Annotated in this window: 21 protein-coding genes; 1 reads left to right on the top strand and 20 read right to left on the bottom strand. The window is 49.8% G+C overall.

What is annotated here, in order from left to right; all coding sequences use genetic code 11:
• The first annotated feature begins 2 nt into the window (after positions 1–2).
• The gene (locus tag RX972_RS03530; RefSeq protein WP_255877377.1) at positions 3–1,580 is read left to right on the top strand and encodes a M48 family metallopeptidase; all 1,578 of its coding nucleotides are present in this window, start codon (positions 3–5) and stop codon (positions 1,578–1,580) included.
• A gap of 10 nt (positions 1,581–1,590) precedes the next feature.
• Here the strand turns inward: RX972_RS03530 and RX972_RS03525 are convergent, their stop codons facing one another.
• The 20 genes from RX972_RS03525 to RX972_RS03430 form a co-directional block, all read right to left on the bottom strand.
• Positions 1,591–2,442, bottom strand: coding sequence for a CAP domain-containing protein (locus RX972_RS03525; protein ID WP_316872571.1), 852 nt, complete (start codon positions 2,440–2,442; stop codon positions 1,591–1,593).
• A 102-nt stretch (positions 2,443–2,544) separates the two neighbouring features.
• Positions 2,545–3,363, bottom strand: a complete 819-nt coding sequence (locus RX972_RS03520) for a hypothetical protein (protein WP_316872570.1) — start codon at positions 3,361–3,363, stop codon at positions 2,545–2,547.
• On the bottom strand, positions 3,363–4,478 hold the full coding sequence (locus RX972_RS03515; RefSeq protein WP_316872569.1) for an RDD family protein: 1,116 nt from the start codon (positions 4,476–4,478) through the stop codon (positions 3,363–3,365). The genes RX972_RS03520 and RX972_RS03515 overlap by 1 nt, the downstream gene beginning before the upstream one ends.
• A gap of 221 nt (positions 4,479–4,699) precedes the next feature.
• Positions 4,700–5,188, bottom strand: coding sequence for a DUF6985 domain-containing protein (locus RX972_RS03510; protein WP_316872568.1), 489 nt, complete (start codon positions 5,186–5,188; stop codon positions 4,700–4,702).
• A gap of 356 nt (positions 5,189–5,544) precedes the next feature.
• The gene (locus RX972_RS03505) at positions 5,545–5,985 is read right to left on the bottom strand and encodes a hypothetical protein (RefSeq protein ID WP_316872567.1); all 441 of its coding nucleotides are present in this window, start codon (positions 5,983–5,985) and stop codon (positions 5,545–5,547) included.
• A 95-nt stretch (positions 5,986–6,080) separates the two neighbouring features.
• A complete protein-coding gene (locus RX972_RS03500; RefSeq protein WP_316872566.1) occupies positions 6,081–6,869 on the bottom strand; it encodes a hypothetical protein in 789 nt (262 codons plus the stop codon).
• A 154-nt stretch (positions 6,870–7,023) separates the two neighbouring features.
• Positions 7,024–7,404, bottom strand: a complete 381-nt coding sequence (locus RX972_RS03495; RefSeq protein ID WP_255886015.1) for an SMI1/KNR4 family protein — start codon at positions 7,402–7,404, stop codon at positions 7,024–7,026.
• An 858-nt stretch (positions 7,405–8,262) separates the two neighbouring features.
• Complete coding sequence (locus tag RX972_RS03490) at positions 8,263–8,868, bottom strand: hypothetical protein (protein WP_316872565.1); 606 nt, start codon at positions 8,866–8,868, stop codon at positions 8,263–8,265.
• Positions 8,846–9,379 (bottom strand): hypothetical protein, encoded by a 534-nt coding sequence (locus RX972_RS03485; RefSeq protein WP_316872564.1) that lies wholly within the window; start codon positions 9,377–9,379, stop codon positions 8,846–8,848. The genes RX972_RS03490 and RX972_RS03485 overlap by 23 nt, the downstream gene beginning before the upstream one ends.
• Before the next feature lie 272 nt (positions 9,380–9,651).
• Positions 9,652–10,326: a hypothetical protein gene (locus RX972_RS03480; RefSeq protein ID WP_316872611.1), complete on the bottom strand. Its 675-nt coding sequence runs from the start codon at positions 10,324–10,326 to the stop codon at positions 9,652–9,654.
• Between the two features lie 653 nt (positions 10,327–10,979).
• Positions 10,980–11,654, bottom strand: a complete 675-nt coding sequence (locus RX972_RS03475) for a hypothetical protein (protein ID WP_410478193.1) — start codon at positions 11,652–11,654, stop codon at positions 10,980–10,982.
• A gap of 620 nt (positions 11,655–12,274) precedes the next feature.
• Positions 12,275–12,742 carry an Imm6 family immunity protein gene (locus RX972_RS03470; RefSeq protein ID WP_316872563.1) on the bottom strand — a complete coding sequence of 156 codons (468 nt, stop codon included), beginning with the start codon at positions 12,740–12,742 and terminating at the stop codon, positions 12,275–12,277.
• A gap of 174 nt (positions 12,743–12,916) precedes the next feature.
• Positions 12,917–13,456, bottom strand: a complete 540-nt coding sequence (locus RX972_RS03465) for a hypothetical protein (RefSeq protein ID WP_316872562.1) — start codon at positions 13,454–13,456, stop codon at positions 12,917–12,919.
• A gap of 254 nt (positions 13,457–13,710) precedes the next feature.
• The gene (locus tag RX972_RS03460) at positions 13,711–14,526 is read right to left on the bottom strand and encodes a hypothetical protein (RefSeq protein WP_255881228.1); all 816 of its coding nucleotides are present in this window, start codon (positions 14,524–14,526) and stop codon (positions 13,711–13,713) included.
• Between the two features lie 445 nt (positions 14,527–14,971).
• Positions 14,972–15,295, bottom strand: coding sequence for a hypothetical protein (locus tag RX972_RS03455; protein WP_316872561.1), 324 nt, complete (start codon positions 15,293–15,295; stop codon positions 14,972–14,974).
• Between the two features lie 580 nt (positions 15,296–15,875).
• Positions 15,876–16,457 (bottom strand): hypothetical protein, encoded by a 582-nt coding sequence (locus tag RX972_RS03450; RefSeq protein ID WP_316872560.1) that lies wholly within the window; start codon positions 16,455–16,457, stop codon positions 15,876–15,878.
• Between the two features lie 142 nt (positions 16,458–16,599).
• Positions 16,600–17,049: an SMI1/KNR4 family protein gene (locus tag RX972_RS03445; protein WP_255877403.1), complete on the bottom strand. Its 450-nt coding sequence runs from the start codon at positions 17,047–17,049 to the stop codon at positions 16,600–16,602.
• Between the two features lie 2 nt (positions 17,050–17,051).
• Positions 17,052–17,315, bottom strand: coding sequence for a hypothetical protein (locus RX972_RS03440; RefSeq protein WP_255877404.1), 264 nt, complete (start codon positions 17,313–17,315; stop codon positions 17,052–17,054).
• 535 nt (positions 17,316–17,850) lie between these two features.
• Positions 17,851–18,342 (bottom strand): hypothetical protein, encoded by a 492-nt coding sequence (locus tag RX972_RS03435; RefSeq protein WP_255877406.1) that lies wholly within the window; start codon positions 18,340–18,342, stop codon positions 17,851–17,853.
• 250 nt (positions 18,343–18,592) lie between these two features.
• Complete coding sequence (locus RX972_RS03430; protein ID WP_316872559.1) at positions 18,593–18,985, bottom strand: hypothetical protein; 393 nt, start codon at positions 18,983–18,985, stop codon at positions 18,593–18,595.
• Positions 18,986–19,290 lie beyond the last annotated feature (305 nt).

Genomic DNA, 19,290 nt, shown 5'->3' with positions numbered 1-19,290 from the left:
GCATGAAGGGATTTTCGTTGCTGGGTATCGTGTTGGCGAGTCAATTGCTGGCCGGTTGCAATACCCTGAAAGGGGCTGATACCGCGTTCATGAATCTGGTCGGGCCATCGACTCAATCCAGAGTCGCGGGCCGCTATGTCGAGCATCCCGATGTGCGTGCTTACTACAAGCTTGATGCCCAACGTCAGAGCAAACAACGTTTGAGCTACGACGGACGGACCATCCCCGCCTCAGAAACCCGGCAACAAAATCTGGTCGATATTCCGCTGCTGCAAACCTACCTCCAGGGCATTGTGACGCGCTTGTCCAAAGGCTGGCCTGGCGAGTTGCCGCCGCTGCAGGTTCGCCTTGTCGACAGCTATAGCTTTGGCCCGACCGCTGATCCTTACGGCAATCTGTTCGTCCCATTAGGCATGCTGGAAAACGTCAAGAGCGAAGACGAAATCGCTGCGATGCTGGGCCATGAAATGAGCCACGTGCTGCTGCACCACCACGATCGCACGGCTGCGTTTCAGGAACAGAAAGGCATGGTGATCAACGTGGCAAGCACAGTGGTACTGGGTGCGATGGTCGCCGATACGGGTGTTGATCGTAGCTCAGGCAAGATGAAATTCATCAGTAAAGACTCCGTTGGCACTCAGAAGACCGTCGGCAAGACCGTGCTCTACACCGCGTTGATCAACAGCTTTTCCGACAATATCTGGAGCACTGCCTGGGGCCGGGCTCAGGAAGATCAGGCAGACTTGCTCGGCACCGACTTGATGATCCGCGCAGGCTATGCGCCCAGAGCCGCTAGCCAGACCCTGCAGCGGTTGAGCGACTTTCAGGGCAAGCAGAAACCGATGCTTGAAAGCTTTATGGATGAGCGCAAAGCCGCCGTCCAACAGTCGATCAAGCAGATGAATATCAATGCGCTCACTAAAGAGCTGGATATATTCATGAAGCAAGGGCTGGAAACCAGCATCGCCGCTGCGAGCGATTACTTCAATCGCTCGCACATGTCGCCACTGGATCGTGACGATGAGCTGCGCCAGTACCTGCAACGTGAATACAAGCAGGAAAGACGTGCGCGGGTGGATAGCCGCAGCTGGCCGAAGGTCCGCGATGCGACACCGGTGGCCGCCGCGCTAAAGGGATACAAGGATGCTTACGCGGCACAAGACGCACTGCAGAAGAAACAGCCCAATGAAGCAGCAGCCTTCACTAAACTGGCGTTGGCCTCACCGGTCAAAGATCAGCCCGGGATCCGCCGCGCGTCTTTCAACGTCAATACCGCACAAGGCAAAAATCGCGAAGCGCTGAAAGACCTTGAGTCCATCAAGGACTGGTCGCTGGCCGGGCCATCGGTATACGAACTGATGATCAACGAACACCTAAAGCATGATGACCCACAGGCAGCGCTGGCGATGATCGACAAGGCCGAACGCAACCTGGGTTCGGAAGAACTGTTCATCACCGAGAAGCTGGTGGCGAACCAACGATTGAAAAACGACACTCAGGTACAGAGCGTGCGGCTCAAGTGCCAGCAGTACCCTGCCCGCAAGGAAAACTGCAAGAAACTCGCGCCAATGAAGGCCTGAGACCCAAGTATCAAGGCGCCCCAAACATCATGGTCCAGTACACCCCGGCCTGGCTGTTCGGGTTAGTGGCATACGCCGCGCCCACCTCGGTGAACATCGGGTTCATCAGGTTGGCGCAGTGGCCGGGGCTGGCGAGCCAGCCTTGCATGGCTTTATCCGCCGCCCCTTGACCGCTGGCGATGTTTTCACCCACCTGACGCCCGTTGTAGCCCGCCGCGCGGGCGCGGTCTTTGGCGACATCGCCATTGGGGTCTTGATGGGAGAAGTAACCGCCGCTGGCCATCGACTGGCTGTGCCTTAGCGCGGCATTTTCCAACGTGGCATTCCATGTCAGAGGCCGCGCAGCAGCGTAGGGTTGGCGACCGCACATGCGCGGCTTGGCACGTGCTGCGTTGACCTGAGCCAACAGGGTTTTGCCCGCCGATTGCTGATCACCCAGATGACCATCGAGCAACGGCTTGGCCAATACCAGTCGCCACTCCCGACCTGACTGAGTGATGCCGATGTCGGCGTATTGGCTGTCCAGCAAAGCGCCACAGTAACGACTCTGCAGCATGGCAAACGCGCCTTTGGCATCCTGAGCGCCGACCAACCGAATGCTGCGCACGGCCACGGCCCGATAACCGGAGGCCTTCAAGGTATTGCGCATGTCGCCCGCAAAACCAATGGGCAGCGCCAGATCCTGCCTCAACTCCAGCGGCGATAACCCACGCACCGCCCGCCCCTCACAGCGCGAAGGCTGTGCGCGATAGTCGTTGATAATCGAGACCAGTTGCTGCGTCTCGCCTGCATGCACGTGGCTGGCGAGCAGTGGGAGCAAGGCGATGAAGCAGAGCGAGGTGAAGCGAGAAATCAGGCGCATGGGACGGGCTGCTCTGATGATCGAAATCGGCGCTGATCTGACTGGGGAATTGGGAACAAGTTTCACACCGCCAAACCATGAGCGTGCGACGGTTCGCAGTGCTCAATCAGCGGGACGCTCTGCCTCCACAGCCTCCTGACGGCCTGTTGCCCCTCGCCGCAATATGAACCTTGAATAGAGTGCGTCATAACCCGTGAATAGCAGACCGGATGCGCATCCAAACCAAACAAACGTCAGCATTCTCGGACCGAGCTGATCCACCAGATAATTCATGTACTGTCCGGTCGGAAGGGGCAGCAAGCCGGGTGCACCGAAGAGCAGCCAGATCAAAAACCCACTGACAGTCCCACCCACGATATAACGCAAGCGATGGGTAAGAAGGCGATCGGTCAGCCACAGAACGGGCCAGCCAACGAGCATGGCAATGCCAGCACCCACCAGAAAGCTGAAGATCAAAGAGGGCACTATTTCAGAGGGAGAGGCAAACGCCCACGTGGCAACCACGGCCAACGAGCTGCCTCCGCATAATGGAATGCCAAACACGTAAGCCTTGCTCATCTGCGGCACCGGACTGCGCGCCGCGTATCTCACCAGATATCTATCAAAGGCGGTATAGAGCAGGCCGAGTACCACGCCAATCACTATGGCAGCTATCCATAATCGTGGTTTGAATCCGCTGTAAAGAACGTAGATGAATAAGATCTGCAACACGCTACTAAGCACATGGCGAGCTTTGAAGCCGGGGAAACACCGATCCCCTATCAACAGGAATGGAATGCCCACAAGCATTGAGCCGATGAACCCCAGCAGCATGCCGACGATGACAAGATGCAGCCCACTGATAAAGGGCATGAAGAGCCCAAAACTCAGCGCCCCGCCAAGAGGCACGGCCAGGATTCTGAATGCGCTGAGTATTTTCATCAGATATCGGGGCCTGATTTGTCACCCTTTTCGCTGATCAGATATTGATCGAGAGCGATATTCTTCTGCCCTAAAAACTCATTCAAAAATTCCGCGTCCACCGCATGCAGAAGCGTAACCACATCACAAATCTTCCAGTAATAGTCATCCGGATGATCAATGATGCTCGCCAGATGAGCCCTCAATGCAGGCAGATACTCAGTCATCCCATGCTCTTTGACCAGCCAGAACATACCGGCAATTTGAAAAGGCTGAGTGTTGGACAGCGCGATGATTTTTGAAATCAGAGGATAGATATCCTTCCTGGCTTGCTCCCCATTCCCCTCGTCAGACTGAATCGCCCAATACCGGGTTAATGCAGCGAGGTTATGTTTTTGCGTGTTATCAAACCCATGAAGGTGGTGATCAATGAAGCCACCCTTCAGCTCGTCGATAAAAACCGCGAGATGCGGCAGGGCATGTTGAAAACCCCAATTGACGAGCAGTTTCGCAGCCTCGTATCGGACGCTCTCATCCGCGCTGTTCAATAGCGCATTGACCTTTTCAATGCGTTCTTTCGGGATGTCCTCCAGGTCAAGATCCGTGGCATCCACGGCGTAATCAGCACTGGCTGGCACACCATGCAAGGTCTGATATACCTCGTTGCTCGGGTCTATGCGCCTGGTTGGGGGCGTTGCCTTGGCTGGCGCATTATTACCAACCGGTATCTGGTTTACGACGATGGTGGACGCGGCCATGTCGCCGATCCGCTTTTGCGAATCAAAGAATATGAACACCCAATCGATGAACAGTAAAAACAGCTTCATCAGGTTGCGCACGAAAGATTGAAGATAGCTACACGGGACGAGGTTCTGTTCGTCCATTACGACGATTTTCATCACCTTTTTTCCGACACTTTGGCCGTTCCATATGGCATCGGCAAAAAGAAGATATGCATAGGCCAGCGGCGCCAGGATAACGCCCAAAGCATGCGAGATAAGCAAGAGCGGTAAGGCGCATACAGCAACGATCAGGCTCGCGGCGAGTACGTCGATAATCTGCGCGACAAGTCGACGCCAAGGGCTGGCTAAGACATACGTCGTTGCGCCATGGGTGAATTGGCGGGGTTTCTGCATCACCTCTTGCCTTGATCATGATTGGCCGCAAGTGACCTGACCTTCCGTATCCGCCCGGCCTGACTCACGATACTTTTCGCGTGCGGCTTTCCCGTATTAATACCAGACTCAGGAAACATGAATACTCTCCTCCATGGGAAATACATAACAATCCGTGCGGGCAAAATAGAGTCCAGAAACACGGGATATATCCTTGAGTAAAAAATATTTGTCGACGAGCTTTAACCGAGCAAAAAATCCTGGACGTCCACAGCGCTCACTAAGCTATTAGTCACCAAAACACCGATACCCAATTCGGGGTCGAACGTAGCGTCAAATACAAAACCGATGTCGCGCTCGTCGCCTTCAAAATTGAACATCACCTTGACGCACCTCAGCACAAGCAAATCCCGCAGACCACTGAGTGTCTCGATTTTTGGAGCTTTGACGTTCACCTCGTCGGGACTGAAACACTCGCGATAGCGCTCGATATTTTCGGTGTAGAACGCAAACAGCGCCTGCTCCACCCTCTGGCAGATGAGCTCTTTATTTGACTCAAACTCCCTGAAAGCAGCCCTCTGGACCGGTGAAATCGGATCATCATCGAACGTCTGAACAACCAGTTCTACGTTGAATGCCGCGGCAAAGAATAAAACCTCGCACTGGCCTGTCCAGATTTCGTCACTGCCTAGACAAAGCTCGCCGAAATCGGGATCTGAGATCGTGTTCATTTTTGTTCCCTTCCGACATCTTAAATACCTGACCCTCTTTTTTATGAGAGACCGCCCTGTGTTCCTGATACCGCGCTGTCGCGGAGCAATTGGACCGCCATCGCTGCCTCGCGGTGCTCGTGAGCTCCTATCAAACATCACTCCAATAATGGATTTGAAACGCAGAGCTTGTAGGAGCTAACTTGTTGGCGAAGCGGAATTTCTGACGATGCGGGTCCGACGTCTCGCCAACAAGTTGGCTCCTACAGGGGCATCCGTTTGCTTAGCGACAGCGCGGTGTCAGGGACACAGGGGCGAGCTCCTACAAAAGATGTATTTCAATTCAGTAATTTATATTTTTGGTAGCAGATAACGCGTTACGAGCTAGTCGGCCAAGCCACCTCATCGGAGTTGATCCACTCAATCCGCTCAGACTTCTCAAGTGGATTAGCAAAGAAATCCTCCACCGCTTGCCACGCTGTCTCAGGCTTCAAAAACGAACCCAATGGCGCGAACTGATCATCCCCAACATCCTCAACCTGATTAACCGCTTCACGATTGGCAACGGAGTAGTACTCATGACCTTTCCTTACTCCGCCAGTCCTGATGTTGTATCTGACGGAAATTCCGAAGGACTCATTTTCAAGCACCGTTAAATCCGCAGTGTCACCGGAATCACTCGTGTAGGTGAACACGCCGTCGCCACCGCCCCTACGCCATAATGAAGGCTGATAATTTAGAAAGAAGTCAGCGTAACTACGCAAATCCGGAGCAGTATCGACTTCGCAGTCCAGGAAATAGCATTCAAAACTCGACATTTATGCTCCTTGTCAAGGTCGATGCATTAAAAACGGATTGAGTTATTACCTAATTCCCCCCCCCCCAAAAAACCTATATGTTGAAGAACCGACTTTTACAGCAAAAAATCCGGGCGTGACACCTTTGGCATATCGTCGTAAGCCTTTAAGACAGTTTGCAAGGGGGTCAGTGTTTGATCGTAGTGCCAGTGAACGATTTTCAACCACGTAGCGGCACGAATATATTGCCCGCCTCCTAACCATGTTTCTTGTAGGTTCGCTTGAAGCATTTTCTTGCCTGCCTTCAGTAAATCATCTTCATCAAACTGCTGAGTGGCTGTCCGGTGAAGACATAACGCATAGCCGAAGTCCCTGGGTTTCAACGCTTTTGATAGCGAGACCTCTGTCTTACCCGTCCAACGCTGATACATCTCGATGCCCGCCTCAAAGCCATCGTCATGCTCCCCGCCTTGGTAGGCAAAAGCCATATAGTCGTCCAAACCACTTTTGACGATCTCGTGCGCGGACCATGGCCGAGGCTCATAACGCCAGCGCGCTTCCTCATACACACGTGCCAGGTCCCACTCGCCTTCAGAATCCCGGCTCGTGTCCATCCACTCACCCAAAGCTTTAGCCCAATGTAACGTTGCCCTGTGAGCATTGATGTCCGGCCCAAACTCCTCGTCGATTCCTATGGCCTTGTCTATCCATTGCAGAGAGCGGGGAAGTACGGGGGCAATCTCGCCGTGGAGCCCTACAAGCCATGCTGAAATCACATCGGACAAATCAGAACTGGCAACATTCCCCATTGGCCGCCGTGGATCATACTGCGCCTCTAATTGCCACTTAAGCATTCCCTCACTGAAACCATTAAATCGGGTTTTGATGGGGTCAAAGAGCATCATTTATCCTCAACATGTTAAAGGATTGGAATCAAACTGTTATTAGAAAATAAAACTCAAAAAAAGATTGTGGCCTGATCCGTTTTTGCTTTGATATTCATCTCCTAATACAAAAAGCAAACTAGTCCGCGCCAAAATGGACTGCCAAAGCAAAGCATTAGCTTAAAAGTCGATATAGAAACGAAGAAAAATTATCACAAACCTTGCGAAGGCTCATATCAGAAGAATCAACCTCCACGACGACCCAACCATTACACCTATCAAAGCCGACGGTGTGTCCCTGCATGTCGTCTCCGAAAAAAACGATATTTTTAAATAGTTCAGCTGTCTCCGCGTCAAAAATATCGCAGGGATCGAGAAAACCCTCGTAACGCATGAAACCTACAGCTTTTATTTCGCCGACACCATAATCTTTCGTAAAGTGTCTATAGTCCCTTGGTACGTCATGATTAAGTTCAAGAAAGGCTTTTAAACTTTGCGTTCCCATGGCACAAAGACCATCAAGAAAATGCTCGTTTTTCTTTTGCTGTAAAAACAATTCAAAATTTTTTATGGCATCTACTTATTGGTTATTCTAGAAAATTTCGATATCCTACTCGCTTTATACCACTTGGCGCTGGTCGCTACTCCAAGATAGCTAATTGTATTCTCGAGCTACAACTGATTCACCGTTATTTTTATCGGAAACTCCTCCAACTCAACGACAACCAGTTGTGACTATTCCAGAACTGAAAAACCATCAGAATTATCATGAAGTCCGTAGGATATAACAAAACTTTTGCCTCCTGAAAAACTAAAACGCAAGCCTACTTCGCTAGAGCATTGGAGTTCCTTCGCATTCATGCGCCTGCACTTGAGCATTGTCATCCCAATTACGCGGCAGCCGACAATTTGCTTCCAAAAATCAGTAAAAATTTTTCAGATTCAGTAATAGCGAATAGCTCGTCACCTCTCTTCAGGGAGTTGTTAACTTTACTTACATCCCTTTTAGCTTCATCCCAAACAATGACGCTATTAAGAGACAGGTCACTGGAAAGCCCGATAATTACACCGCCTTCTAGCTAAACGGTTAACGGTCCTGCCGTCAATGAAAATGCTAGTTTTTCCTCAATATCACATTCAGCGGCAACTTCAAATGAATCTCACCAGCTGTACCTAACCAGTTTAGTGACCTGTTTACCGGTGAGGCTTCGTAGAAAGTCACTTGCTGCAGACGGTATCATAGAATCATAAATTTTAACGCCTGTTCAAGTTTATCGTAAACGTCGGCAACTACTCCAACATTTGGAAAGCATTAGAAAAATCGTCGTCTGCCCGTTTTTTCCTGTTCTTGCCTTATTCAGCAAAGGTGAAGCCAGCGATATGGTGGCTGGTATTTCCCCTATTGCTTTTGCGCCTACCCCCGTTGAGGTTTATGGTTTTTTTTTAACGATTTAATTTTTCGGGTGTTTTCAGCTATTTCCATATCGGTGAGACCTAACCGCCCACCCAGCTCAAGGTAGCGATTTAAAGCTTGCTCACCTTCCACCTCGCACTCTACTTCAAGACATGTATTTGTCGCACATCCTTCAAGAGCGCTGATGTAAAACTTTAGTACTGAAATAACATGGCCCCTTCGTATCAAAACTTTAAAGTCATCTACGAATCCACACTCTAGAAATATGTACTCGTTAACGGCACCCACATAATGTGCGTTACCTGTTCCTAAAGATCCTTTTGCCCCTGCACTGCCTAAAGACTCCAAGCGCTCAATCCATCCAACCGCTGACAAATGGCTATTCACGTCATCAGACAACCAAGCAGCTATTTCTCTTACGCCCACATTGTGAGGAGAAGAGATTCGAGGGTCGGAGTTTGGATGTGTGACCCAAACTTCTAAGCGACTAAGTTTAGAAGCTCTTGAAAAATGAATATTCCCCTTAACCATACTTATCAATTTTCCCTTTCGTAGACCGCCCAAGCTGTACTTTTTTAAAATGTTATATACACTCCTTTTTTTCATACATCGCCTGCTCAAGCATTTTTTTAAAAACTCTAACAGCCTCAAGCGCATCATCTGGAACTTTTCCTTCGACCTCTAAAATCTTCCTTAGGCTTTCAGCCACCTTATTTTGAGACTGAAAGTAAGAACCCATTTTTCCAGGATCAAAGAAAACTTCACCTGAACCTAACGGCACGCCTAAAAAAGGTGAGGAAGTTAATTTATGCTTATCATTCAAAAGCTCTTGAACCATATGCCACAATAAGCCAAGCCCTCGGTCCTCAGTGGGTGAATAATATTTTGTAAGCGCGAAATCCCCATACTGATGAACATCCTTGGTTTCAATCATATTTTCCCAGTCTTCCTCTAAAGCGAAACCCTCATACGGGTCAACTAAAGACTGCCTATTAGAAACAATGAAATTCCGCACCTGATCGATATTTCCCAAGCACAAACAGCTCTCCAACAACGGCTTAAGTTCACGACTGAAACCATCAATATCAAAAATAAATGCTTTGTGCTCATAGCTCATAATCTACCCCCCGACTTGATGGAAAAAATTCACTAGCGAGTGCAAATCTGCTCCCACAGGCACACCGGCTTTAGCGTGTAGAGAGTTGGGGGCAGACCATTATTGAGCAAATCAAAAATTATAGGCCTGCGTCTTTGGCGGCCATTAGCTAGCCACTCGAAAACAATCGTAATCTGATCCCGTTTTTTGGTAGAGCATAAGCCTTCATTTTGGCAGCACAACGCGTGGTACTCTTCTATTAGCTGCGGCCGAGAAGTCATAAATCACAATGTTCAACCCTTCAATGCTGGCAAAGACAGCACTTCATCGTACTGTGACCAGTCTTCCCTTGCGCGTTTGAGCACACCTTGCATCAACTCGTCCAACTCAGGCACGGGCTGCTCGGGCGGCAATTGATCAAAGGGCGCGGCCAGCAGCGGATGATCGATCTTCTGCGGATTGGCTAAACCTTCCCACTGGCGCAGGCGCAGGATATAGAGAATTTCCACCGGCACGCGCTCCAAGTGCCAGTCCTGATTGAAGTCGTAAGAATTCTTCTGGCTCTCTTTGCCGGTTTGCCAAGTGTGGCGGTCACACGCGGCCAACAGACAGGGCATCAGGTCGTCGGGGCTGGGAGTGCGCCACTTGGCCAACAAGGCTTCGTAGACGGGTTCGTCGTAAGCATAAGCCGGCCATTGATGCGAGACATCGCCCACCCAATCGGCAAACACACGCAGCATAAAGGCTTGGGCGCGGCGGTGCTCCTCTTCATACTCGATGACCAGTTGATGACCACGGTTGAGCGCCGCATGGGTGAGATAGCCCTGATGGATGACGGCATCCTTCCAGCCCAGGATCGCCATGGCGGCCATCATATTGGTGGCGGTTTGGATGCTGTAGTTTTGTTGGCGTCTGTCATTACCTACGGCTTTAGCCAAAACGTCAAACTGCCCCGCCCAAAAAAACAACTGCCAAATGCCTACTTGGTAGTAACGCATCCAGTGTGCCAATTCGGAAAGCCATCGCGGGTTTCCCGTTGCAGTGGCAAGTACTTTGTGAGCCCTTGTCACCGACATCCATTCCGCACGAGCATCTGTTGCATTGTTTCTGTTTGGAACCATCATTGAAGGCTTCGGCAAAGCATCCTCGCGAGTAACGTAATCGCGAATACCGGCTATCTCATATTCATCCGAGACATGTGGCCCCTTGGTTATGCGCCCCAGCACACTTTTGTAGGAGGGCCATTTCGGGTTTACGCCCGAGCGCTCGCACTGAATTACTTCCTGGTCCATGGTTCCACCTTAACTTCTGCTACACCTGTTTTACTGGGGGCGGGAACACCGACTTTGACTGTTACACCTTGAACCTTGGTTTTCCTGCATCCAATGCCCCTTGCAAAGCATCGCGTAAAGCAGGATCAGAGTCGGCAATTATTTATTACCAGCCCCCCTCCAACCGCATCCTCGGGTCCCCATGCGGCGTACCGGCCTTACTCACGCCATTCACCGGACCTGACCCCGTTTTGACCCCCAACATAATTTGCGGTACAGGGGCAGACACCCGAAGTCCCGCCAACTACAAAATTTGCGTTATCCCAAGCGAGCGTCGCTTTTGCACCTGCTCAACCCTTCAATGCTGGCAAAGACAGCACTTCATCGTACTGTGGCCAGTCTTCCCTTGCGCGTTTGAGCACACCTTGCATTAACTCGTCGAACTCATGCACTGGCTGCTGGGGCGGCAATTGGTCAAAGGGCGCGGCCATCAGCGGATGATCAATCTGCTGAGGATTGGGCAAGCCTTCCCATTGGCGTAGACGCAGTATGTAGAGGATTTCCAACGGCACGCGCTCCGTGTGGCAATCCTGATCGAAATCGTACGAATTCTTCTGGCTGTCTCTGCCAGTTTGCCAGGTGTGGCGGTCACATGCGGCCAGCAGGCAGGGCAACAAGTCGTCGGGGTTGGCGGTGCGCCAGTTGGCCAGTAGAGCTTCGTAGATGGGTTCGTCATACGCATAGGCCGGCCACAGGTGCGATACATCCCCCACCCAATCGGCAAACACGCGAAGCATAAAGGCCTGGGCGCGGCGGTGCTCCTCTTCATACTCGATGACCAGTTGATGACCACGGTTGAGCGCCGCATGGGTCAAATAGCCTTGGTGGATGACAGCTTCCTTCCAGCCCAGAATCGCCATGGCGGCCAACATGTTGGCAGCGGTCTGGATGCTGTAGTTTTTTTGGCGTCTGTCATTACCTACGGCTTTAGCCAAAACGTCAAACTGCCCCGCCCAAAAAAACAACTGCCAAATGCCTACTTGGTAGTAACGCATCCAGTGTGCCAATTCTTGAAACCATTGCGGGTTGTCTGGGGCAGTGGCAAGTACCCTATGAAGTCTACCCCGCACCATTCTTTCCGGGGTGGTATCTGTCGCATTGTTTTTATTTGGAACCATCATCGGACCAGTAGGCCTTGCATCCTCCCTGGTGATGTATTCGCGTATCGCGTTGACATAAAACGCGTCCTCAACATGCGGCCCTCTAGCGACGCGAGCACATACGCTCTTGTAGGAGGGCCACCTTGGGTTTACACCCACGCGTTCACATTGATTTATTTTTTGGGCCATGGTTCCACCTTGATTTCTGCTTGAACTGTTTTACTGGGTGCTGGCAAACCAATTTTAACGGCAAACGCCTTGGACTTTGATTCCACCGTTTTGCAGTGCGGATCTCAAGACTCGAGCCAACGCTGCATTGGATTGAGGGAGAATAGAGGTCAGACCATTATTAAACCGATAGAAAACTCCATGCCTGCTTATTTGGGCTCACCAAGAATGACTCTCCTACACAAAAAACGTGTGTCTGAACCCGTTTTCACTTGAAATTTATCCTAATGATCTGCTCCTTAAAAAATAAACTTATATCAAAGCTCAGCTTTAGCAGATAGACAAACACTTAACAAATCAGACAAACCTATCCGCTCGATATAATCAACAATATTTACGGCAGAGTTCTCGTCCGCCTCACATACCGGCTCAGACATTTGCTCTTGCATCCCTGCAACCTTATAGGCCTTATTAGCAAAAAAACCAACTACTAACAAAATCAAAATTAAACTATTTTGCTCTACGCTTTCAGATGCAAAATTCTCTTCTGCCAACGGCCCATTCTGCATTTCATCGGAATCTAGGTAATATGACAATTCATAAGCGCTGAGCCCTCGTTCGGACAGCCATAGCCAACATCTATCAACTGCCTCTTGACATTTTTCTTGCGTACCGCTCGCCGACTCAAGATTACGTAGAGCATAATCAAGCAACAAAAGAAAAATTGAGGCTTTTTTTATCCACTTCATACTCCCAATAACCCTGAGAGGTTCATTATTGTCCATTACCTACTCTCCCACCTTTGGCCAGGACTGTTATACGATTTGGCATTGCCGCCGCCAACTCAGTTGCAACTCTTAGTAGAAGGGTAGAATAGAGCTCAATGATGTGTTTAGCCACCCGATTTAGCGAACGATTAACAATTAAGCCTGAGCTACACTTTGCAGATACCACTTGCATTAGAAATCTTTGGTAGAACTGGGATTCTGACCAATAACTAGCAAAATAAGTCCAGAAAAAAATCGTCGACCAACCCTATTTTCGCACTTGCAGAAAACTTCATTTATAACGAATGCGCATTCGTGTTTAACATGCACAAACCTAATGACCCCACTTCTTTCATCATAATAAAAACTTACGAACCTGCCTCCTCTTAGGTATTGCAGGCCAGGGCATGTAGGGGCTAGGCTGGGAATACGAATGGACGGTATCTCTTTCAAGGGCTCGCCCATTGCCTTTGTAATATCTCTCACCGATTTCAGATCCGCATAATCACCTCTCGTCTCCATCGACGCTGGAAAGTACCCATCTAGATCAGTGAAAAAAATACGGAACGCCGTTATAAGGCCATCCTCAGCGGCTTGAAAATAAAAGCCTAACTCAGGAAACTTTAGAAACTGATCCCCTTCAACTTTGGAGTATTCAATAATTGAATACTTTTCCTTAGCTTCAGAAAGGACATATTCAATATTTCGCATCCATTGGTTTTCAAGCTTCATACTCACACCCATACCATTTACAGGTTTTTATTAAACGCAAGGATACTGCGGCGCAAGCAGAGGTAGATTAAGACTCCACGTTCTATTTAGAGCGCACGTAAATCGGAAACTTAAGATTGTATTATTTTCAAAAAAAACAAATACCAGATTATTAGAGGGCCGAGTATAGAAATCTAACGTCACCAAACAACAACAAATTCCTCTTCAGAAAAATCGTGGGTCTGGCCCCCTTTTTTTCCGGTTGGACATGGGGTTCAGTATCCCCCTGCGCTGACATCCGCAACCGACAACCAATACTCCACAACTGCATCGAAGCCTCTGTCGTTGCTCCGTGTCTGCAACGCCACAAGCGCCTGCCGCGCATCGGTTATCGACCAACCTGTGGAGTTCAGGGTCAGCCACGCATAGTCCAAGCGTCCGGCTTGCAAAAAGCTCTCAAACAACAGCTTTTTGTCTCGATCAGGATCAAACCACAGCGGCAACTGGACACCTTTCGGCGCGGGCATATCCCTGTCGATGATTTCGAAGGAGCAACTGCTTTCCCACCATGGCCGGAGTTCGGACGGGTTGGGAAAGTCTCCGCTGTAGGGGCCAGAGCCTTCAGCAATGCTCTCCAGCGGTGTCTGCTTGCTGAACAATTCGACGTTGGCGAAGCCTTGGGGATCGTCACCGGTATTCAGTGACTGCGCCTTCAGCGCTTCCAGACAATCAAGTCCAACCGCTTGGGCAAATTGCTCAAGCTCTGGGGTGGCACCGTCTTCGTCACTGATGGACATCATTGCCATAACACCCATCAACTGGGCGGGAGTGCGGGCAATCTCGATCGTCATATGCTCGGAGGCTACATACATCTTGACGAAGCAGGGTTCGCGGTCGACAAACCAGTGTTTCCAATAGCCTATATAAGTCGGCCGCGATCCATCGCTCCACAGCGGGATCAACGCTGGTGGAAACCCATACCACTGCGCCGGAGCGTCAAGCGTGCAGATGGGCGGACGGATGCTTCCATCCGCACATGCACCCAGCACTGCCGGCAATCCTAGTACCTGAAATGTCTTCTTGAGATTCATACCTTTACCGTTTTGGCGCCAGGGGCGTCGACCAATCGTAGAGAGTCGGGGTCTGACCACCATTAAATACATTACGACGGGCGATCAGCGCGCCATTGGGGGCCAGGCAGTTGTTGGCATAGGGGCGCTTCAGAGCTAGTGATAACTATTAAAAAAAGCTGAAGCCACCTGCTTAGTATCCGCACCTGTTACGAACATGGCACTCGACGCTGCGGGAGAACATCGGATAATCACAGAAATAAATGCCGAATTATTAAAGAACTTGTTATCTCACCGTAATCTGTTACCAGCGCAATGCGACTTCAATGCTTTTTATCGTGATCTGCCCCCGATTGACTCCCGACTTACTCAAAATCGTGGTTTGACCCCGTTTTTTCTCTCCCTCAACTCTGCGCCTGATCAGAGGGAACCGCTTTTCCCGCAGTTAGCGCAGCAAAATGCTCAATCAGTTCTGGGGGGGAGGATGCGGCAGCAACTTTTCCTCGAAGATCGCGTAGCAAGGCCGCACCTCATTGAGCCCGAAGCGCGCGGCGCAGTAGTCTGCGAAACGCCCCTTGTCATCCTGACTCATCATAGCCCAAGGCCGCAGATCGCATTCGCCGCACTGGGCGGTGTTCTCGAATAGAACCTTGAAGCTAGGGGCATGCTTGGCGAACAATTCATAGTCGATCTCGCCATGCTCACGCGCTGCACGCTCAACCCCCGTGAACAGCCACAGAAGAAGGAGCATGCCGCCAATCAGCGAGAGGGCTACGGATCGTCTCGTCATTTCTTGGGCTCCCCGAGCTTGTGCTCGCGCCGAAGCATGTCCACCAAGATCATCCCGTATTCGGCGTAGGATCCGATAGTCTGCGTTGTTCGCACGCCGTTGATTTTCCGTGATTCAGTGGGGATCATGCTGGAGCGATAAAGAGCGGACCATGCCAGCATTGTTGCGCTCGACTGCACCAGGGCTACGCGAACCATTTCCTTGGCGCTCTGGCCGGTGCAGTCATGCACCGCCTGCCCGAGCCGCGGGGGGGGAATCGGGGTCAGACCACCATTATATACATCACGACCGGTGATCAGGACGCCATTGGGGGCCCGGCGATTGTTGGCATAGGGGCGTATTCAGAGCTAGTAATAACTATTAAAAAAACTGAAGCCACCTGATTAGTATCCGCACCTGTTAGGAACATGGCACTCGATGCTGCGGGACAACAGCGGATCATCGCAGAAATAAATGCCAAATTATTAAAGAGCTTGTTATCTAACCGTAATCTGTTCCCGACGCAATGCGACTTCAATGCTTTTTATCGTGGTCTGACCCCGATTTACTCCATGACTAAACTGCCGAGGCTTCATGATGGCTATACCGGGCCCGCGCCATTCTCAGTGCTGACAGGTACACGCGTATTGGGCTGAGTTACGTCATAAACATGCTGTTCGCAGCCCTTTCCGACAATCACAAATTCAACCAGATAGGTTTTCTGCTTTTCAGGTTTGAACATCGAACGCATGGGGCCGCAGTCGTACACAACAGAGTCTGGGAAAAGCCCGTTCTCCTGGATGACTCTGGACTCACCAATCACCTCTATGGATTGACCGGGATCTGCCTGTACTTCAAGTTGAGGGAAGCGCTTGACAGCTGCGCTGTTGGCTACCTCGCTCATCTTGGCAATCCAGCCAAAAACCTTGCCACGACCGGAATCGACCACATGCCCCAGAACCTCTGGACGCTGATCAGGGTCAGCTGCACGGCGCACCGAGAATAGAACCGGATAAGTGAAGCCGGTGGACCTCATGATGATCTTGGCGTGCTCAGCATCCGCGACCACCTGTTTTTGCTGCAGTTGAACGCCGTCTTTGAGCAGCGTTGGTGCGGAGCTTCTGACATTGGATTGGCATCCTGCCAAGGCCGCAACCAACATTAGGAGTGTCACTTTTTTCACTGCTGCCTCTCCGTCAAATACAAAAAATATTTAAATGTACTGAACCAAGGGTGTGGCGATTACGAAAACAATCGCAGTCTGACCCCGTTTTTTTTCACGGTCTGGCCCCGCCAGCCGATAGGTCCAAGGCTCATTAAAAGATTCAGTGAGCAGCACGCCAATCGACAAGCTCTTTAATATATTTAAGCTTCGCTAATATAAACTCAGAGAAGCTCACCGATACGCATGCAAACCCATCATTTTCAGAGCTGATCTCTACGACAGACCAATCGTTTTCGCAGTCAAAGGCATACAACACACCGCTTTGATTCCCTGCAAATACATACATCCCCTTATATTCTTCCACCTCTTTGCCAACTATAGAGGAATACTTAGCTGGCGCTGGGTCTACATAGAAGGCGGCGTCGAGATCACCGGTTCCCAGCTCTGCAAGAAACTCCAGATAGTCACTAGGCACATTATTTTGCTCTGCCTCGTCAACACCCATGAGTATGGCTGCACGGTCAGAAATGGGATGACCGAAGTCTCCTTCATACAGCTCAGCGGATGTGATGGCGTCTATAAGCTGCCGTGCTTCTTCTAAGTTTTTCATCATTATCTACCAAATATTTTTTCTGCTGGACCTTGCGCTCTATGAATGCCGCCCTGGTGTTCGACACCTCGCAAAGCGGGTGTAATGTTCCACCATTCAGCCTTCCCTCCAAATTTATTTTCAATCACATGGTGAGCATCATAATTTCTGACTCTCTCAACGCCTGACCCATCAGTGTAGGTTTCCTTGGGCCAACTTTGTCCAGTATTTGCTTCCCATTCTTTTCGGATACTTGGCAATTTCCTGTCAAAATCAATCCGGTTCAACTCCACCTCTTCTTTGGATAGACGCGTATACGTATTTTGACGTAGGTCGGCCTTCAAGAGGTCCAACTGTTGAGGCGTAAACTGCCGACCTGTCAAATTCTGAATATCAGTGAGATACGCATTGTGGAGAATCGGGGTCAGACTACCATTAAACACATCACGACCGGTGATCAGGGCGCCATGCGCGCCAGACGGTTGTCGGCATAGTGGCGTATTTAGAGCTCGCGATAACTATTAAAAAAAGCTGACGCCACCTGCTTAGTATCCGCACCTGTTAGGAACATAGCACTCGACGCTGCGGGATAACATCGGATAATCACAAAAATAAATTCCGAATTATTAAAGAGCTTGTTATCTCGCCGTATCTATTCCCGGCGCAATGCGACTTCAATGCATTTTATTGTGGTCTGACCCCGATTTACTCCATCAAACATCAAAAACATTAAAATGTACTGAACCAAGGGTGTGGCGATTATGAAAACAATCGTGGTCTGCCCCCAGTTCCCTCAGTCACATAGAAATGGTCAAATAAAAACTAACGCAGCCAGAATGGCGAATCATTAGGACCAAGATTGTCATACTCATGTAATGGCCGAAGTTTTTCGATCATGTAATCAGGCATATCACAAACAATCGTTCTGACAGGCTTGTATACTCCCCAGTCCTCATAGAACCCCTTAGCTGAATCAACGCAATATTCAAAGCCGTCGAAATACTTACTGAATACTTCCGCATAATTTAAGCATGTCGTATCTAAGCAACTATTACTTGAAACCCACCCCAAACTCTCCAACTCAATAATGCAGTTAGAAATGCCAGACAAGCACTCTTTGGACTTCAACATAAAAATCGTCGCCCCCTTTAAATCCTCAAGGCGCAAATAGCGACGAAACAGTCGATCTAATATAATAAGATCACTTCCTGATAGCTCAGTTTTTTCTCTAATCACAGAAAAAAAGCAAACCATATCCGAAGCCATGCCAAGCTCAAAAATTGAGCTACCACCTTGAAAACCTACACTCTTCATCAGTTCCTCTTAAATTCAATGGCTTCTGGCTTGATTGCTCCATTCGACTACTAAACAATAACTTTAATTATATTTCTTTCTTGGTCTACAGTTATCATCTGGCCACGCACATCAATAACGACTTGCTGCTGCATTCCCTTCGGTAAATTTTTAGCTCGCTGGATGGCTTGTTTGGAAACATTATTACTTAACCCGCTTTGATTTTTTGCGGGTTAGACAATTATTAAGCCGATGAAAACTTTATGCCTGCTTATTGGGGCTCACCAAGGATGACTCTCACACGAAAAATCGTGGTCTGACCCCGTTTTTCTCCGGACTTATCTTCGTCTACGCAATCCACCTGCTTTGAAACCACGACAATGTAAAAGTCACGGCTGCTTATTGGAGGCACTACGGATGCAGGGATGAATTCCAGTCCAGGCAAACCGATTAGAATATTTTTCACCTTAGCGCTTACTACAGGAACTCCGTACACCTCAGAAAAAGTAAAGTCTAGCTCTACGCCATCACGATATAGCTCGATTTGCACGGGGCCTGCGCCCCCTCCTTGACTAACAAGCACCCAATTATCAACATCCAGAACGTCGCCAAGTAGCCATCTTCCCGGGTACTGAACGTCGTCTTTCAAGCGATAGTAGTTCATGAATTACTCCTTCCAAAGAATCGGGGTCAGACCACCATTAAATACATCACGACCGGTGACCAGGGCACCACTGGGGGCTAGACGGTTGTTGGCATAGGGGCGTATTCAGAACTAGTGATAACTATTAAAGAAGCTGAAGCCACCTGATTAGTATCCGCACCTGTTACGCACATGGGACTCGACGCTGCGGGAGAACATCGGATAACCACAGAAATAAATGCCGAATTATTAAAGAGCTTGTTATCTCGCCTTATCTGTTCCCGGCGCAATGCGACTTCAATGCTTTTTATTGTGGTCTGACCCCG

The sequence above is a fragment of the Pseudomonas syringae group sp. J309-1 genome, from assembly GCF_032582135.1.
Taxonomy (GTDB): domain Bacteria; phylum Pseudomonadota; class Gammaproteobacteria; order Pseudomonadales; family Pseudomonadaceae; genus Aquipseudomonas; species Aquipseudomonas quasicaspiana.
This window is presented reverse-complemented; position numbering and strand designations above follow the sequence as displayed.

What these genes read in the sequence shown, in the direction of transcription:
- RX972_RS03455 (WP_316872561.1), bottom strand. Translation starts at nt 15,295, where the DNA reads ATGACGAGACGATCCGTAGCCCTCTCGCTGATTGGCGGCATGCTCCTT.
- RX972_RS03445 (WP_255877403.1), bottom strand. Translation starts at nt 17,049, where the DNA reads ATGAAAAACTTAGAAGAAGCACGGCAGCTTATAGACGCCATCACATCC.
- RX972_RS03490 (WP_316872565.1), bottom strand. Translation starts at nt 8,868, where the DNA reads ATGAAAAAAAGGAGTGTATATAACATTTTAAAAAAGTACAGCTTGGGC.
- RX972_RS03510 (WP_316872568.1), bottom strand. Translation starts at nt 5,188, where the DNA reads ATGAACACGATCTCAGATCCCGATTTCGGCGAGCTTTGTCTAGGCAGT.
- RX972_RS03500 (WP_316872566.1), bottom strand. Translation starts at nt 6,869, where the DNA reads ATGATGCTCTTTGACCCCATCAAAACCCGATTTAATGGTTTCAGTGAG.
- RX972_RS03465 (WP_316872562.1), bottom strand. Translation starts at nt 13,456, where the DNA reads ATGAAGCTTGAAAACCAATGGATGCGAAATATTGAATATGTCCTTTCT.
- RX972_RS03525 (WP_316872571.1), bottom strand. Translation starts at nt 2,442, where the DNA reads ATGCGCCTGATTTCTCGCTTCACCTCGCTCTGCTTCATCGCCTTGCTC.
- RX972_RS03430 (WP_316872559.1), bottom strand. Translation starts at nt 18,985, where the DNA reads ATGAACTACTATCGCTTGAAAGACGACGTTCAGTACCCGGGAAGATGG.
- RX972_RS03435 (WP_255877406.1), bottom strand. Translation starts at nt 18,342, where the DNA reads ATGAAGAGTGTAGGTTTTCAAGGTGGTAGCTCAATTTTTGAGCTTGGC.
- RX972_RS03530 (WP_255877377.1), top strand. Translation starts at nt 3, where the DNA reads ATGAAGGGATTTTCGTTGCTGGGTATCGTGTTGGCGAGTCAATTGCTG.
- RX972_RS03470 (WP_316872563.1), bottom strand. Translation starts at nt 12,742, where the DNA reads ATGGACAATAATGAACCTCTCAGGGTTATTGGGAGTATGAAGTGGATA.
- RX972_RS03515 (WP_316872569.1), bottom strand. Translation starts at nt 4,478, where the DNA reads ATGCAGAAACCCCGCCAATTCACCCATGGCGCAACGACGTATGTCTTA.
- RX972_RS03460 (WP_255881228.1), bottom strand. Translation starts at nt 14,526, where the DNA reads ATGAATCTCAAGAAGACATTTCAGGTACTAGGATTGCCGGCAGTGCTG.
- RX972_RS03505 (WP_316872567.1), bottom strand. Translation starts at nt 5,985, where the DNA reads ATGTCGAGTTTTGAATGCTATTTCCTGGACTGCGAAGTCGATACTGCT.
- RX972_RS03520 (WP_316872570.1), bottom strand. Translation starts at nt 3,363, where the DNA reads ATGAAAATACTCAGCGCATTCAGAATCCTGGCCGTGCCTCTTGGCGGG.
- RX972_RS03485 (WP_316872564.1), bottom strand. Translation starts at nt 9,379, where the DNA reads ATGAGCTATGAGCACAAAGCATTTATTTTTGATATTGATGGTTTCAGT.